At 72.5% G+C, this 15739-nt stretch carries 10 protein-coding genes; 3 read left to right on the forward strand and 7 right to left on the reverse strand.

What is annotated here, in order from left to right; translation table 11 throughout:
- Positions 1-264: 264 nt before the first annotated feature.
- Positions 265-1176 (forward strand): hypothetical protein, encoded by a 912-nt coding sequence (locus OHS18_RS08115; RefSeq protein ID WP_328454408.1) that lies wholly within the window; start codon positions 265-267, stop codon positions 1174-1176.
- Here OHS18_RS08115 and OHS18_RS08120 read toward each other — a convergent pair.
- The 5 genes from OHS18_RS08120 to OHS18_RS08140 all read right to left on the reverse strand — a co-directional run bounded on the left by OHS18_RS08120 (position 1133) and on the right by OHS18_RS08140 (position 6349).
- Positions 1133-1864, reverse strand: a complete 732-nt coding sequence (locus OHS18_RS08120) for a flavin reductase family protein (protein WP_328454406.1) — start codon at positions 1862-1864, stop codon at positions 1133-1135. The two genes, OHS18_RS08115 and OHS18_RS08120, sit on opposite strands and share 44 nt — an antisense overlap.
- A gap of 118 nt (positions 1865-1982) precedes the next feature.
- Entirely contained in the window at positions 1983-2801 is an 819-nt protein-coding gene (locus OHS18_RS08125; protein ID WP_328454404.1) for an FAD binding domain-containing protein, read from the reverse strand.
- Positions 2798-3268: a (2Fe-2S)-binding protein gene (locus OHS18_RS08130; RefSeq protein ID WP_328454402.1), complete on the reverse strand. Its 471-nt coding sequence runs from the start codon at positions 3266-3268 to the stop codon at positions 2798-2800. Before OHS18_RS08130 ends, OHS18_RS08125 begins: the two co-directional genes overlap by 4 nt.
- Entirely contained in the window at positions 3265-5529 is a 2265-nt protein-coding gene (locus tag OHS18_RS08135) for a xanthine dehydrogenase family protein molybdopterin-binding subunit (RefSeq protein ID WP_328616511.1), read from the reverse strand. The genes OHS18_RS08130 and OHS18_RS08135 overlap by 4 nt, the downstream gene beginning before the upstream one ends.
- 55 nt (positions 5530-5584) lie before the next feature.
- On the reverse strand, positions 5585-6349 hold the full coding sequence (locus OHS18_RS08140) for a sulfite exporter TauE/SafE family protein (RefSeq protein WP_328616512.1): 765 nt from the start codon (positions 6347-6349) through the stop codon (positions 5585-5587).
- 244 nt (positions 6350-6593) lie between these two features.
- On the opposite strand from OHS18_RS08140, the gene OHS18_RS08145 reads away from it, so the two are divergent.
- Both OHS18_RS08145 and OHS18_RS08150 read left to right on the forward strand, forming a co-directional pair.
- On the forward strand, positions 6594-9752 hold the full coding sequence (locus OHS18_RS08145) for a discoidin domain-containing protein (protein ID WP_328616513.1): 3159 nt from the start codon (positions 6594-6596) through the stop codon (positions 9750-9752).
- Between the two features lie 74 nt (positions 9753-9826).
- Positions 9827-10843, forward strand: coding sequence for a LacI family DNA-binding transcriptional regulator (locus OHS18_RS08150; RefSeq protein WP_328616514.1), 1017 nt, complete (start codon positions 9827-9829; stop codon positions 10841-10843).
- Between the two features lie 38 nt (positions 10844-10881).
- Here OHS18_RS08150 and OHS18_RS08155 read toward each other — a convergent pair whose 3' ends face one another.
- Positions 10882-13812: a glycoside hydrolase family 3 C-terminal domain-containing protein gene (locus OHS18_RS08155; RefSeq protein WP_328616515.1), complete on the reverse strand. Its 2931-nt coding sequence runs from the start codon at positions 13810-13812 to the stop codon at positions 10882-10884.
- A complete protein-coding gene (locus tag OHS18_RS08160; protein WP_442875349.1) occupies positions 13809-15515 on the reverse strand; it encodes a discoidin domain-containing protein in 1707 nt (568 codons plus the stop codon). The genes OHS18_RS08155 and OHS18_RS08160 overlap by 4 nt, the downstream gene beginning before the upstream one ends.
- Between the last annotated feature and the right edge of the window lie 224 nt (positions 15516-15739).

The raw sequence follows: 15739 nt of genomic DNA on the forward strand, positions 1-15739 counted from the left end.
CGCTACGCCCGGCGGGTGTCCGGCCGCCGGAGTCCCATCCGCTGGTCGACTCCCGCCGGTCTCCCCCGCCGTGAGGGGCACCCTTATGACTCTTGGGTCCCTGAGGGTGCCCCTCACGACTCTTGGGTCCCTAAAGGTGCCCCCACGGCAACGGCCGCCGCGGCCGTGTTCCGCGGCGGCGACCACAGCTTCCGCACAGCAAGACACAGCGAACGGACAGGTGAAATCGGCTGCCGAACGGGCACCGCGAGGCGTTGACCAGGCATGGGAAGACCGATCCGCGGCCTGGGCCTGGCCGCCGCGCTCGCCGCGACCCTGCTCGTCGCGGCCTGCGGGCAGGCGGTCACGCCCGCCGCGCGGAGCACGACGGCGACGCCGGACCCGCCTCAGGACACCGAGGTCGGACCGCCCGCGCCGAGCACCACCACGGTCCCCTACCCCGACCTCTCCGCCGTCGCCGACGGGGTGGCGGACGCCGTGGCCGCCGCCTCCCGCGGCACCGACGCCGGATTCGTCCTGTTCGACCGGCAGCCGGGCCAGGAACTGGCCTCCGCCGACCGCGATACGCCGTACTACACCGCTTCGGTGGTGAAGCTGCTGATCGCGATCGACGAGGTCCGCGACACCGACGGCGGCTGGGCGCTCCCGGACGCCGGCACGGTCGACGATCTGACCGACATGCTCGCGGGCAGCAACGACGGGATCGCCTCGGAACTCTGGGAACGCAACGGCGGCAACGAGATCGTCACCCGCACCGCCGCGCTGATCGGCCTCACGCACACGACGCCGCCCGCGGACCCGACCCAGTGGGGCATGGCGAAAACGAGCGCCGCCGACGTCGTCGCGACCTACGAGTACCTCGAGGACACCGTGCCCGACGACGTCGCGCAGCCGCTGCTCACCGCGCTCGGCGACGCCCGGAACCCGGCCGACGACGGCTGGGACCAGTACTTCGGCATCCCGGACGGGCTGCCCGGGACGTCGTGGCAGGTCAAGCAGGGCTGGATGGTCCTGCGCGACGCGCTCGTCCTGAACACCACGGGGGTCGTCAACGACCGCTACGTCGTCGTCCTGCTGACCCAGCAACCGCTGGTCAGCTCGGCGAAGGGCCGCGCCGCCGTGACGGCGGGGATCACGACGCTCGCTCCCCTGCTGAAGCAGCTGAGCGCGACGTGACGCCGGTGACGCCACGGGCCCGGTCGATGTCCGGGCCGCGGTAGAGCCGTTCCGGGATCCGGGCCAGCGTCGACGGGTGGACCTGCGGGCCGAGGCCGTAGAGCTTCTGGAAGCTCATGATCAGCGGCCGCCAGGCGTCCGGGTCGATGCGGTCGTCGCTGCCGGGCAGGCGGATCCCGTCGTGCACGAAGACGCGCTGCACCCGCACCTCGATCGCGACGATGCCGCCGCGTTGCCGCTCGTCGGCGTCGGCGACCGGGTGCACGGCCTCGACGACCGCCTCCATCGCCACCGGGCATTCGGCGACGCGCGGCGGCGCCACGGTCTCCGACGGCACCGGCGTCAGCCCGGCCCGCTCGAACTTCTCCGCGACGTGGAAGTACCCGCGCTTCCGCTTCCCGTCGGGCACGGGGTCCGAGCCGGTGGTCATGGCGAGCCGGTCGACGTGCGCGGCGAGCGCGTCGGAGGGCAGGTTGAGCACGCACTCGCGGGTGCGCAGGAGGTTGTGGGTGGTGTGCGAGCGCGCGCTGAGCCCGAGCATCGCGCGCCAGCCGAGCCAGAACGCGGACGACATCGGGGCGAGGTTGGCCGAACCGTCCTCATTGGAACTCGAAATCAGCACCACGGGCGTGCCGAAGTAGAGGATTCCGGGCTCGATGGCCGTGTGCGCAAGGGTTTCCGTCTTCACGCCACCCATCCTCGCGCCCCGGCCACTCCCCTCGCTGGCGGGAATCGGCCGTCGCGATCACCAGCCGTGAATGGCACATCGAGGGACGCTGAGTCCCTCGATGTGCCATTCACGGACTTCAGGAGCGGGCGGCGGCCTGGGTGAGCGCGCGGCGGGTGAGGACGCGCGCCAGGTGGCGGCGGTACTCCGCCGTCGCGTGGGGCTCGTCCGGCGGGTTCGTGTCCTCGGCCGCCAGGGCCGCGGCGTCCTCGATGGACGCGCCGGACGCGAGGGCCGCCTCGGTCGCCGACGCGCGCAGCGGGACGCCGGCCATGTTGACCAGGCCCACCTTGCCACCGACCACGGCCACGCCGACCATCGCCCAGTCGAGCGCGCGGCGGGTGAACTTCTCGAAGCCCCAGCCGAGGCCCGTCTGACGCGGCAGCCGGATCTCCGTCAGCAGCTCGTCCGGCTCCAGCGGCGTCGTGAACGGGCCGAGGAAGAACTCCGCCGCCGGGATCCGGCGCTCGCCCGACGGGCCGCGCGCGACCAGCACGGCGTCCGACGCCAGGATCGCCGCCGGGAGGTCGGCCGCGGAGTCGGCGTGCACCAGGGAGCCGCCGAGGGTGCCGCGGTGGCGGACCTGGCGGTCGCCCACCTCCCCCGACGCGTGCGCCAGCAGCGGCGCGTGCTCCCGCAGCACCGGGTCCTGCTCCAGGTCGCTGTAGCGGGTCAGGGCGCCGATGACGACCTCGTCGCCGTCCAGCCGGACGTAGCGCAGCTCGTCGACCGGCCCGATGTCCACCAGGTACTCCGGCGCGGCCAGCCGCAGTTTCATCAGCGGCAGCAGCGAATGCCCGCCGGCCAGGACCTTGGCGTCGTCGCCGTGCTCGGCCAGCCGGGCCAGCGCCTCGTCCACTGTGGACACGCGCTCGTAGCGGAACTCGGCGGGGATCACCGGTCCACCTCCTGCCCGGAAGCGTCCATCACGGAGCTGACGATGTTGTGGTAACCCGTGCAGCGGCACAGGTTTCCTTCGAGCCCGGCACGCACCTCGTCGCGCGTCGGCTTCGGGTTGTCCACGAGCAGCGACACCGACGCCATGATCATCCCGGGCGTGCAGAACCCGCACTGCAGGCCGTGCTGCTCCCGGAACGCCCGCTGCACCGGGTGCAGCTCACCACCGGTACCGGACAGTCCCTCGACGGTGGTGACGGCGTGGCCGTCGGCCTGCGCGGCCAGCACCGTGCACGACTTGACCGACTCCCCGTCCAGCAGCACCGTGCAGGCGCCGCACGACGTCGTGTCGCAGCCGATGTTCGTGCCGGTGAACCCGGCGGTGTCGCGCAGGAAGTGCACCAGCAGCGTCCGGTCCGGCACCTCCTCGGCCACCGGCCGTCCGTTGACCTCGATCGAGACCTTCACCGCGGGTTCTCCTTGCTAGCTGCTTCAAGTGCCGCCCAGACCCGGATCGGGGTCGTGGGCATGTCCAGGTGCCGGACGCCGCGCGTGGCCAGCGCGTCGACCACGGCGTTGTGCACCGCCGGCGTCGAGCCGATCGTCGCCGCCTCGCCGATCCCCTTGACGCCCAGCAGGTTCCGGTCGGTCGGGGTCGCCATGTCGACGAGCTCGAAGTCCGGCAGCTCGACGGCCGTGATGAACGAGTAGTCCGCCAGCGTCGCGGTGGTCGGGTTGGCGTCCTCGTCGTAGGTGACGACTTCCATGAGCGCCTGGGCGGCGCCCTGGCCGAGCCCGCCGTGCCGCTGGCCGCGGAAGGTCAGCGGGTTGACGATCGGGCCGGCGTCGTCGACGGCGATGATCCGCCGCAGCACGACCTTGCCGGTCTCCGTGTCGACCTCGACGACCGCGAGGTGCGCGCCGAACGGGAACGTCGGCTTGCCGCCGCCGAACCAGACGTCCGCGGTGATCTTGCCGTCCCCGGCCGTGCCGGCGACCTGCGCCCAGCTGAGCACCGTGCTCGACGGCGCGCCGCGGACCTGCCAGACCCCGCGTTCGACGTCCAGCTCGAGGTCGTCGGCCGACGCCTCCAGCAGCTCGGCCGCCAGTTCGCGGGCCTGCGCGATCACCTCGTCGGCCGCCTGCCGGATGGCCGACCCGCCGAGCTGCAGCGAGCGGGAGCCGAACGTGCCGATCGCCTTGGGCACCTCGTCGGTGTCGCCGTGGCGGACCGTGATCTTCTCCAGCGGCACGCCCAGCCGGTCCGACAGCAGCATCGCCAGCGACGTGCCCAGCCCCTGCCCGTGCGGCGAGCTGCCGGTCCAGGCGACGACCGAGCCGTCCGGGTGGATGTCGACGCGCCCGCTCTCGCCACCCCCGTCACCGCCGGTGATCTCGACGTACGCGGCGAGCCCGAGGCCGAGTTCGACCGGGTCGCCGGCGTCGCGCCGCCGCTGCTGCTCGGCGCGCAGTTCGGCGTAGCCGCCGGCTTCGAGGACCTTGTCCAGCGCCGCGGCGTACTCGCCCGAGTCGTAGGACGCGCCGGTCGGCGTCTGGTACGGGAACTCCTCGGGCCGGATGAAGTTGACCCGGCGGACCTCGGCCGGGTCCAGCCCGATCTCGGCGGCGAAGACGTCCATGGCCCGTTCGAGCGCGGCCGTCGCCTCCGGGCGGCCCGCGCCGCGGTAGGCCGCGATCGGCGTCGTGTTGGTGACGACACCGCGGCTGCGCGTCTCGACCGTCGGGAACCGGTAGACGCCGACGGCCATCAGCTCGGTGAGCGTCGGCAGGAACAACGTCCGCGGGTAGGCGCCAGCGTCCTGGACGACGTCGAGGCGGTACGCGAGCACCGTGCCGTCCCGCTTGCCGCCGATGGTGACGGTGTTCTGCTGGCCCCGCCCGTGCGTCATCGACGTCAGGTTTTCGCTGCGGGACTCGATCCAGCGCACCGCCCGCCCGAGCCGCTTGGCCGCCCAGCCGAGGACGGTCACCTCCGGGTCCGCGCCGATCTTCGCGCCGAAGCCGCCGCCGACGTCCGGGGCGATGACCCGCACCGACTCCTCGCCGACGCCGAGGCTGCCGGCCAGCTGCGACCGGGCGATCTGGGCGTTCTGCGTGGACAGCCACGCGGTGAGCCGGCCGTCCGCGCCCCAGACCAGCGACGCGCCGCGGACTTCGAGAGGCGCGGGGGCGACGCGCTGGTTGACGATCGTCTGCGTGACGACCGCGTCGCAGCCGTCGAAGATCGCGTCGTCGAACTCCTCGGCGCCGTGGACCTGCACCACGTTGCTGCCGGTTTCCGGGTACAGCAGCGTCTCACCGGCCAGTGCGGCGTCGATGCTCGCGACGGCGTCGAGGGGCTCGTAGTCGACGTCGACCAGCTCGGCCGCGTCGGCCAGCTGGTACCGCTGCTCGGTGACGACGAGCGCGACCGGCTCGCCGACATACCGGACGACTCCGGCGGCCAGCCACGGTTCCTTCACCGGACCGGCGTCATGCGGCTCGAGCCCGAGGTCCGCGGCGGTGTACACGCCGAGCACCCCCGGCGCCGCGAGCGCCTCACTCACATCGATGCCGCCGATCCGCGCGTGCGCGATGGGACTGCGCACGAACACCGCGTGCGCGGCGCCGGAAAGCGCTTCCTCCCGCAGATCGTCGACGTAGGTCCCGCCCGCGGTGATCAGGTTCTGATCCTCTTGGCGGACCACCCTGGTCCCGACAATGCTCATCTGGTCTCCTGCTCGCCGATACCCCGCCGATCATGCCCCCTCCGGCGGCCCGGCGTCACGCCGCGAAGGCCTGCCGACCCAAGACGACCGCCAGCACGAGCCCGGCGACGCCGATCCCGATCCGCAACGGCGTCGCGGGCAGGTGCCGCACGATCGTCGCGCCGAGCCAGGCGCCGCCGAGCGAGCCCAGGCAGACGGCCAGCGCGGCCGGCCAGTCGACCTTGCCGGTCACCGCGAAGACGAGCGCGGCGAGCAGGTTCGCCGACCCGGTGACCAGGTTCTTCGCCGCGTTGGTCCGGGCGAGCGGCTGGCTCCACACCGACACCAGCAGGGCCAGCATGAGCACGCCCGCGGCGGCGCCGAAGTACCCGCCGTAGATGCCGATGACGAAGGCGAACGCGCCGGTCACCGGGCTGAGCCCGTGGTGTTCGGCGCCTTCGGCCAGCCGGCGCAGCCGCGGACCCACCATCAGCACCACCGACGCCCCGCCGATCAGCCACGGCACGATCACGGTGAACGCGTCCGCCGGCGTCAGCAGCAGCACGACCCCGCCGACCGCGCCGCCGATCGTGGTGATGACGCAGAGCGGGAGGATCCGGTCGCGCTGCCCGGCGAGCTCGGGCCGCGCCCCGGCGGCCCCGCCGGCGGTGGTCCCGAGCATGGCGACGGTGTTGGTCACATTCGCGACGACCGGCGGCAGCCCGGCGGCGAGCAGCGCGGGGTAGGACACGAGCGACGCGAGCCCGGCGGTGGCCCCGGTCAGCCCGGCACCGACCCCGGCGAGCACGAGCAGGAGCAGCACGCCGGGGTCCGTGATCACGTTGTCATCTCAACACGGCCCGGCCCGCCCCCGGCGGTGAGCTTGCTCCCACCGTTCACGTCCGTGAATGGCACATCGAGGGACTCTACGTCCCTCGATGTGCCATTCACGGCCTTCCCAGGTCACTTCAACCAAACAGCGCGGGTATAGGTTGTTATACGAATTACCCAGGCCTTGTCCGAAACCGGACGAGATCGGCCGCCGGGGTTGCCCGGGGCGGGCGGGCCGTCCCAGAATCGCCGCGATGACAAGGTTGTCAGAGAGCGGAGGCCGGACCATGGGCGAGCTGAACCGGCGACGGGCCCTGGGCCTGCTGGGTGCGGGCAGCGCGGCGGCGATGCTGGCGACCGGGCTGCTGCCGGGGCTCGCCGAAGCGGCGGAAGCCGGCCCCGCCGGGAAGCCGAAGGGCGGGCCGCCGGATGCCGTCGCGGCGACCTACCTGCGGGTCCTGCTTCGGCACACGCGCTGGGCCGAGTCGCAGTTCGACACCGCGGCCGGGATCTACCCGGCCAAGGACTTCACCTTCGCCGTCGTCCTCGGCAACGCCCTGCTGCTGACCCGCGACGGTTACGACGCCGCCGTCGCCGGAGTCGACCAGGCCACCCTGCGGACGCACACGCTCGACACGATCAAGCACTTCGCCGCGTCGAACCTGCTCACCGGCGGGACCGAGTGGGGCCGGAAGCTGTTCTTCGACACCACCTTCCAGTCGTACTTCCTGCTCGCCGCGCGGCTGCTGTGGACGGACCTGGACGCGGCCACGCGGGCGAACGTCGAGCGCATCACCACCGAACAGGCCGCCTACACCACCGCGCTCGGCACCCAGGACGATCCGACGTCGGGCGACTGGACGCCCAACGGCCTGCTCGGCGGCCACGTCGGGGACACCAAGCTGGAAGAGATGGGTGTCTACGCCCAGTCGCTCGCCCCGGCCCTCGCCTGGGCGCCCGGTGACGCCCGCGCCGCCGCCTGGCGGGACGCCTTCGGGTCGTGGAGCCGCAACGAGGGCGGGTTGCCGGCCGCCGACCTGGCCAACCCGCGGCTCGTCGACGGTCACCCGATCAGCGCGAACACGGCGACCAACCTCTACGACACGTTCCTCGTCGAGAACCACGGTTCCTTCGGCCCGCACTACCAAGAGGAACTCTGGCGCACGTCCGGCCGCAACTCCATGCACTTCCTGCTCGCCGGGAAGCCGCTGCCCGAGGTGCTCACCGCCCAGCCGAACGGCGAACTGCTCTGGCGCACCATGCTGCTGATGACCAGCGACGCCGGCGAGCCGCTGATGCCGATGGTCGCCGACCGCGAGCACCTCTACGGCCGCGACGTCATCCCGCTGGCCTTCCGCGCCCAGGTCCTCGGCGACCGCTACGCCGCCCGCGCCGAGGCCGACCTGGCCGCGCGGCTCGAGCCGTACCAGGCCTACGCGCCCGCCGACCGGATCACGAAGTTCTCCGGCGAACCGAAGTACGAGCCGGAGGCGCGGGCCGAGGTCGCCATCAGCTACCTGCTGCACGAGTGGCGCGCCGCGCACGGCGGCCCGGTCGTCCCGGTGAGCGGGAAGGAGTTCGACGCGCACGCCGCCGGCGTCGCCGACTTCGGCGCCGGGCCGGGGCTGCTCGCCCACCGCTCCCCCGCCGCCTGGGCCGCGACGGTGAGCAAGGCCGGGTTCGTCAAGTTCGCCTGGCAGCCCCACCACGACGACTGGCTGTTCGCGCTCGGCGGGGCGACGCCGATGCTGCTGCCCGCGTCGAACCTGGCCGTCCGCGAGCGCCACGCCACGACCTGGACCCGGGTCCGGGACGGCTTCGACGGCACGTTCGGCGTGCTGCGCTTCGACGCCGGCTATGCCGCGCTCGCCACCCTGCCCACCGGGACCGCCGTGTACACGAGTACCGGCGTCGCGGCCGGCGAAGGCGCCTTCACGGTGTACAACCTGGCCATGCCGGGCGTTCCCGGGCTCGACGGCGACCGCGCCTACACCGCGGCCGAGGGCACGGTGACGGTGTCCGCCCAGGACGCGCCGGCCGGCGGCCCGCGGACCGACGACCTGACCTTCACGCCGGTCACCGCCCGGTTCGTCCGCATGCTCGGCGTCCGCCCGGATCCGGCGTACGGCTATTCGCTGTACGCCTTCGAGGTCCACGACGGCACCGGCCCGGACCTGGCCGTCACAGGCACCGCGTCGGCGTCTTCGGCCACGGCGGGCAAGGAAGCGAAGTACGCCAACGACGGCAACACGACCACCCGCTGGGCGGTGTCCACATCGGACCGGCCGCGGGCGGACAGCTGGCTCGCGGTCGACCTCGGCGCGGCGAAGGCGTTCGACCGCGTCCGGCTGAGCTGGGAAGCGGCCGCCGGACGCGCGTACCGCGTCGAGACGTCCCCCGACGGCTCGGCCTGGACGCCGGTGGCGAGCTTCCCGAAACCCGCGCTGAGCAGCACCCACGGCTGGCTCGACGTCGACGGCCGGGCCGGGCTGGTCGTGTCCGGGCCGAACCCGCTCACCGTCGTCGGCACCAGCGTCACGCTCTCGGACGGCCCCGCCGCGCCGCTGCTGGCCGAGCTGTACCCCGGCACCGCGGGCTTGGCGAAGCTCGCCGGCCGCGCTCGCGCGAGCACCACCGCGGCCGCCGTCCGCGCCAGCGTCACCGACGGATTCCTCGTGCTGGCCAACCTTTCCGCCGCCGCGGCGACCGGCACGGCGAACCTCCCGCAGGATCGCTCCGCGCTCGAGCTGTACCGCGGCGAACAGGTCGTCACCGCGGCCGGCACCGCCTTCACCTTCACACTGGCCGCCGCCGAGGGCCGGATCGAACCGCCGCGGTTCACCCTGCGCGGCACGTTCGGCCGCGCGATCCCGATCGGCCTCAAGGCGGTCGTGCGCGACGCCGGCCGGGTCGACCTCACCGCGGCGTCCGGGCTGCCGGTCCTGATCACGGTGGAACCCGACGGCGGCCTCGCGCGGCCCGTCCTGCTGATCCCGGGCCGGACCGTGCCCGTCGTCGTCCCGGAAGTCCGGCCGTACCCGCTGGCCGACCTCGCGCTCGGGGCCGTCACGTTCCCGGCGGAACCGCTGCCGGCGGGGATGTCCGATCCGGGCGCGGCGGTCGACGACGACCCGGCGACGGCGTGGCGGCCGGGCCCGGGTGGCCGGCTGGTCGTCGATCTCGGTGCGGTACGGCCGGTTTCCGCGGCCGAACTCGCCTGGACGTCCGGCCGGGTCCCGGCCTGCGCCGTCGAAACCAGCACCGACGGCGTCACCTACACAACGGCCGCGAAGCCGGCCCGCACCTGCACGGCGACCGCCGCCGTCACCGGAGAAGTGCGCTACCTCGCCGTACGCACCCTCGACTGGCGAAGCGGCGACGCGAACCTCACGCGGTTGTCCGTCCGGACTTGATCGATTTCGGGCGGCCCACGAGGCGCCCGGGGCGAGTACCTTGGCACCACACAAGGCGCCCGCCGGGAGGTCGCATGCGCGTCACGATCGCCGAGGTCGCCCGCCGCGCGCGGGTGAGCAAGACGACCGTGTCGAGGGTGCTCAACAACAAGGCCGATGTGGACGCGGCGACCGCCATCCGGGTGCGCGAGGTGATCGCCGCGACCGGCTACATCCCCAGTGCCGGCGCGGTCGGGCTGGCGCGCGGGGTGACCCGCACGGTCGGGATGCTGGTGCCGGGGCTGACCTGGCCGTGGATGGGCGAGGTGCTCCAAGGCGTGGCCGACGTCGTGGAGTCGAAGGGCTACGGACTGCTGCTGTCCACCGCGAACCGCGGCGCCGACTCGCTGGAGGAGTTTTCGCGGCAGGTGTCGGCGAAGGCGTTCGACGGCTTGCTGCTGGTCGAACCCCCGGACGCGGTGCGGCACCTGCGGGTGCTGCACGACTCCGGGTTGCCGGTCGTGGTGATCGACGACCGCGGCCGCCGTCCCTCGTTCCCCTCGGTGGGCACGAGCAACCGCCGAGGCGGCGCGGACGCGGCCCGGCACCTGCTCGAAACCGGCCGCACCCGCCTCGCCACCGTGACCGGGCCGCGCGACTTCGGCTGCACGAGCGACCGGCTCAACGGCTTCCGCGACGCCATCCTCGAAGGGGGCGGCACCCTCGACCCGCGGCTGATCATCGAAGGCGACTTCACCAGCGAAAGCGGAGAAGCCGCGATCCTGCAGCTGCTGGAAACCGGCCCGGCGTTCGACGCGGTCTTCGCGCACAACGACCTCACCGCCGCCGGCGTGCTGAGCGGGCTGAGGAAGGCCGGGCGCGCGGTGCCGGCGGACGTCGCCGTGATCGGCTTCGACGACATCCCCCTCGCGGCGCACACCCAGCCCCCGCTCACGACGGTCCGCCAGCCGTTGCGCGCGATGGGAGAGACGGCGGCCCGGCAGCTGCTCGCGCAGCTCGCCGGGGCGCCGTCTCCGAGCGCACCGCTGGTGGTGCCGACAACCCTGGTGATCCGCGAGTCGACGGCCGTCGTGAGTGTTCAGGGCGGTTAGAACCGCCCTGAACACTCACGACAACCGGCACCGAGCGCTCAGGAAACGTTCAGCGCAGCGGACAGCGGGACGTTCCGCGAGGAATCACCGACGGACACGCGGTACTGGCCCGCGTTGGTCGTCCACGACCCGGTCCAGTGGGCGAGGTCCCGCGGGGTGAGCGGGAACGACACCTGCTGGCTCTGGCCGGCGTTGAGCTGCACCTTCTTGAACCCCTTCAGTTGTTTCGGCGGCTCGCCGTTGGCGGCGGGCTGCCCGACGTAGAGCTGGACGACGTCGGCGCCCGCGCGGGTGCCGGTGTTGGTGACCGTCGCCGTCACGGTCGCCGTGCCGTTCGTGCCCTGCGGGGTGACGACCAGGTTCGAGAACCCGAACGTCGTGTACGACAGGCCGAACCCGAACGGGAACAGCGGCTCGATGGTGCGGCTGTCGTACCAGCGGTACCCGACGTTGAGGCCCTCCGAGTACTCGATCCGGTCGTTGGCGCCCGGGAACTGCTGGACGTTCGCCGTCGGCAGGTCGGCGATCTGCTTCGGGAAGCTGACCGGCAGCTTGCCCGACGGGTTGACGTCGCCGTAGAGCAGCGACGCGATCGCGTTGCCGTTCTCCTGCCCCGGGTACCAGCCCTCGATGACCGCCGCCGCCTTCGACAGCCACGGCATGGTCACCGCCGACCCGGTGTTGAGGACGACGATCGTGCGCGGGTTGGCCGTCGCGACCGCGTCGATCAGGTCGTTCTGCTGGTTCTGCAGGTCGATCGTGTCGAGGTCCTGGGTCTCGGACTCGCCGTAGCCGGCGAACACGACCGCGACGTCCGCGGCCTTCGCCGCCGTCACGGCGCCCGGGATGTTCGGCGTCTGCACGTGCTCGCCGGCGCCGTCCACATAGGACACCGTGACGCCGGAGCCGGCCCGCGCCTTGATCCCGTTGATCGGGTTCACCGACGCCGGGGACGGGTTGACCTTGGCGCTGCCGCCGCCGATGTTCTGCGGGTCGATCCCGTCGCCGCCGGAGAGCGCGATCGACTTGGTCGCCGCGGTCAGCGGCAGGACGCCGTTGTTCTTCAGCAGCACCGACCCGGCCGCCGCGACGTCCCGGGCGGTAGTCACATTCGCCGCGTTGGTCACGACCGACTGCGGGGTGCCGCGCCGGGTCCGGTCGAAGACGCCGAACTTGAACATCTGGGTCAGCACGCGCCGGACCATGTCGTCGACCCGCGCCTGCGTGACCTCACCGCGCGAGACGGCGTCGAGCAAGCCCTGGCCGAAGAACGCTGCCCCGGGCATCTCCATGTCGAGCCCGCCGTTGGCCAGCTGCCGCGGACCGCCGGTCGCCGAGCCCCAGTCGGAGCCGACGAAACCGCCCCAGTTCGCGTCCTGCTTGATCGCGGTCGTCAGCACCCCGCTGCTCTGGCAGGCCGGGACGCCGTTGATCTGGTTGTAGGCGCACATCATCGACGCGACCTGGCCCTGGCTCGCGACCTGCTGGAACGCCGGCAGGTACAGCTCGTGCAGGGTGCGGTCGTCGATGATCACGTTGTCCGACGGCGTCCCGCGCGACGCCCCGGCCTCGACGTTGTAGGCCGCCGCGTGCTTGGCCTGCGCCATCACCCCCTGGCTCTGGATGCCCTGGATCGTCGCGGTCCCGGCCGCCCCGGCCAGGTACGGGTCCTCGGCGTAGGTCTCGAAGTTGCGGCCCCACCGGGGGTCGCGGACGAGGTTGATCGTCGGGCCGAGGGCGATGTCGACGCCCTTGCCGGCGAACTCGGCGCCCATCGCGGAGCCGTACCGGTTGATCAGGCCGGTGTCCCAGGTCGCGGCGGCCGTGACCGGCGCCGGGAACTGGGTGACGCCGTCGAGGCCGTCGCCGACCCCGGCCGGGCCGTCCTGCAGGCCGAGCGCCGGGATGCACAGCTCGGGCACCGCGTCGGTGTCGCCGATGTACGGCCCGGTCGCGCCGTTGCCGTGCAGCACCTTGGTCTTCTGCTGCGCCGTCATGGCCGCCATCAGCTGGTTCACGCGGTCCGCGACCGGCGCCGTCGAGCCGACCCACGGGCAGCCACCCGGGTTGGTCGGCGTGGTCGTCGGCGGCGCGCTGTCACTGGTGTGGACGGCGAACTCCCACAGGGAGATGCCCCACTGGGTGGCCCGCGCGGTGGCGTTGAGCCGGACGTACCTCGCGGTGCCGCTCACCGCGGGGTGCTCGGTTCCGCCCGCGCCGGTCACCGTCGCCGCCGTCGTCCACGACGTCCCGTTCATGGACAGCTGGATCGTGTACGCGCTCGCGTACGCGGCTTCCCACGTCAGGTCGACGCCGCACACCGGCCGTGAACTGCCCAGATCGACCTGGATCCACTGCGGGTCGGTGGCCAGGCTGGACCAGCGCGTCCCGGTGTCGCCGTCGAAGGCGGCGCTGACCGGGAAGGCGTCGGACTGGACGCTGGAGGCCGACGACGGCTGCCGCAGGCCTGCGTTCGCACTGCCGCACGCCTGCGCCGTGCCGTCACCGAAGACCTGGAATTCCCACAGCGACACGCCCCACTGGGTCGCGCGCTGGGTCGTGGTCAGGCGGACGTACCGGCCGCTGCCCGACACCGGCAGTGTCTGGGTGCCGCCGGTGCCGGTGGTCGTCGAGTACACCGTCGACCACTGGTTGCCGTCGGCCGACGCCTGGATGGTGAACGCCTTCGCGTAGGCCGCCTCCCACTGGACGACAACCTGGTTGAGCGTGTGCGAGCCGCCGAGGTCGACCTGCAGTGTCTGCGGGTCGGCGGCCAGGCTGGACCACCGGGTGCCGGGGTCGCCGTCGACCGCGGCCGAAGCCGGGAAGGCGGCGTTTTCGGTGGAGGACGCGGTCACCGCGTGGCCCTGCGAGAGCAGGGTGGGTGCGGCCTGCGCGGTGAACAGTGGCGCGGTGAGCAGGCCCGCCGCGACCACCGCTCCCGTGACGAGCGCGAGCCGCCGCCTCACTGGTACACCCGGACGTAGTCGATCACCATGTCCTGCGGCAGCACCGTCCCGGCTCCCGGCGGCCCGGGGAAGTCGCCGCCGATGGCGTTGTTGAGGATCAGGAAGAACGGGTGGTCGTAGACCCACGGCCCACGAGTGCTCTCCACGGTGTCGCGGTTGATCGTCTCGAAGGCGTTGCCGTCCACGGAGAACGTCATGTGGGAGGCGTCCCAGTCGAGGCCGAACTTGTGGAACCCGGCGGAGACGTCCTGGCCCACGTCGAAGGGCGCGCCGATGCCGCCGCCACCGTTGTAGGCCGGGGCGTGGATCGTCGAGTAGGCCAGGTTCGGCGACTTCCCGACGTGCTCCATGATGTCGATCTCACCGCAGTTGGGCCACGGCGTGCCGCTGAAGAAGTTCGCGCCCAGCAACCAGAACGCGGGCCAGAGCCCCTGTGTGCCGGAGACCTTGATGTTGGCCTCGACGTGACCGTAGGTGAAGCTGAACTTGCCCGCGGTGTTGATCCGGCCCGAGGTGTACTGGCAGGTGCCGCTGCCGCTGATCGGGTCGACCGGGCACGCCGACCCCGGTGTCGCCTCGCGGCGGAGCTGGATGACCAGGTTGCCGCGGCCGTCCTGCTTGGCGTTGTTGTTGTTCGTGTAGTACTCGAGCTCGTTGTTGACGCCCGGACCGGTTTCGGCGGTCCACTTGCTGGCGTCCGGGCCGGCGCCCGAGGCGCCGTTGAACTCGTCGCTCCAGACCAGCGTGCCTGGGAAGTGCGGGGCCGGCGGTGCGGGCGGCACGGTGGTCGGGTTGCCGCCGGTGCCGTAGACGTCGAAGCCCCACAGCGAGTAGCCGTAGCCGTTGGAGCGCGCGGTGCCGTACATCCGGACGTACCGGCCGCTGCCGTTGACGGTCAGGGTCTCCTTGAAGCCCTTGCCGGTGGTCGTCGAGTAGAGCGACGTCCAGTTCGCGTTGTCGTTCGACACCTGCAGCTGGTACGCGACCGCGTAGGCCGGGTCCCACTGCAGGACGACCTGGTGCACGTTCGCGGTGGCCCCGAGGTCGACGGTGATCCAGCCCGGGTCGACCCAGCCGGTGGTCGCGCTGGTCGCCCAGCGCGTCGCCGGGTCGTGGTCGAACGCCTTGGCCGGGAGACAGCCCGGGCAGGCGCCGTCGTCCTGGTACGACGAGGCCGAGCCGGACTTGCCGTACGACAGCAGGACGTCACCGGGCTGGGTGGTGCCGCCCCCGCCGAAGACCTGGAACTCCCACAGCGAGTAGCCGTACTGCGTGGCGCGCTGGGTGCCGGTGAGCCGGACGTACCGGCCGCTGCCCGTGACGTTCAGGGTCTGCGTGCCGCCGGTGGCGGCGGTCGTCGAGTACAGCGACGTCCAGGTGGCGCCGTCGGTGGACGCCTGGATCGTGAACGCCTTGGCGTAGGCGGCTTCCCAGTTCAGCACGACCTGGGACAGCTGCTGGGTGGATCCGAGGTCGACCTGCAGCCACTGCGGATCGCTGAACCCGCTGGACCAGCGGGTGCCGCCGTCGCCGTCGACCGCGGCCGACGCCGGGGTGCCGGCGTTTTCGGTGGACGACGCCGTCACGGGACGGCCTTGGGAGAGCAGGACGGGCGCGGCCTGGGCGTCGGGCGCGGTGAGCAGCGCGGCCAGGGCCAGGGTGAGAACGGTGAGCACGCCCAAGCGGGCTCGGGGTCGCTTCATGCGTCGGTGCATGGGAACCTCCACGGCGGACCGGCGCCGGGGCATCCTTGCCCCGGCACGGATCGGCTCACGTGGCCTCGGCGCGGGTGTGGGGCCCGCCTCTTCGGTACGCTCTTAGTTCAAGATATAAATAAAGAGCGTGAAAATGTCAACGGCGGTGCGCCGGGTGGTCCCGGAACGGCCGGAACACTGGGCCGGGAGAAGGAATCCCGCCCGGAACCTTG

It is taken from the genome of Amycolatopsis sp. NBC_00355, assembly GCF_036104975.1.
Lineage (GTDB): Bacteria > Actinomycetota > Actinomycetes > Mycobacteriales > Pseudonocardiaceae > Amycolatopsis.

Bases quoted from the DNA above. Each gene is read 5' to 3' on its own strand.
- OHS18_RS08150 (WP_328616514.1), top strand. From the start codon at position 9,827: ATGCGCGTCACGATCGCCGAGGTCGCCCGCCGCGCGCGGGTGAGCAAG.
- OHS18_RS08115 (WP_328454408.1), top strand. From the start codon at position 265: ATGGGAAGACCGATCCGCGGCCTGGGCCTGGCCGCCGCGCTCGCCGCG.
- OHS18_RS08145 (WP_328616513.1), top strand. From the start codon at position 6,594: ATGACAAGGTTGTCAGAGAGCGGAGGCCGGACCATGGGCGAGCTGAAC.
- OHS18_RS08160 (WP_442875349.1), bottom strand. From the start codon at position 15,515: ATGAAGCGACCCCGAGCCCGCTTGGGCGTGCTCACCGTTCTCACCCTG.
- OHS18_RS08135 (WP_328616511.1), bottom strand. From the start codon at position 5,529: ATGAGCATTGTCGGGACCAGGGTGGTCCGCCAAGAGGATCAGAACCTG.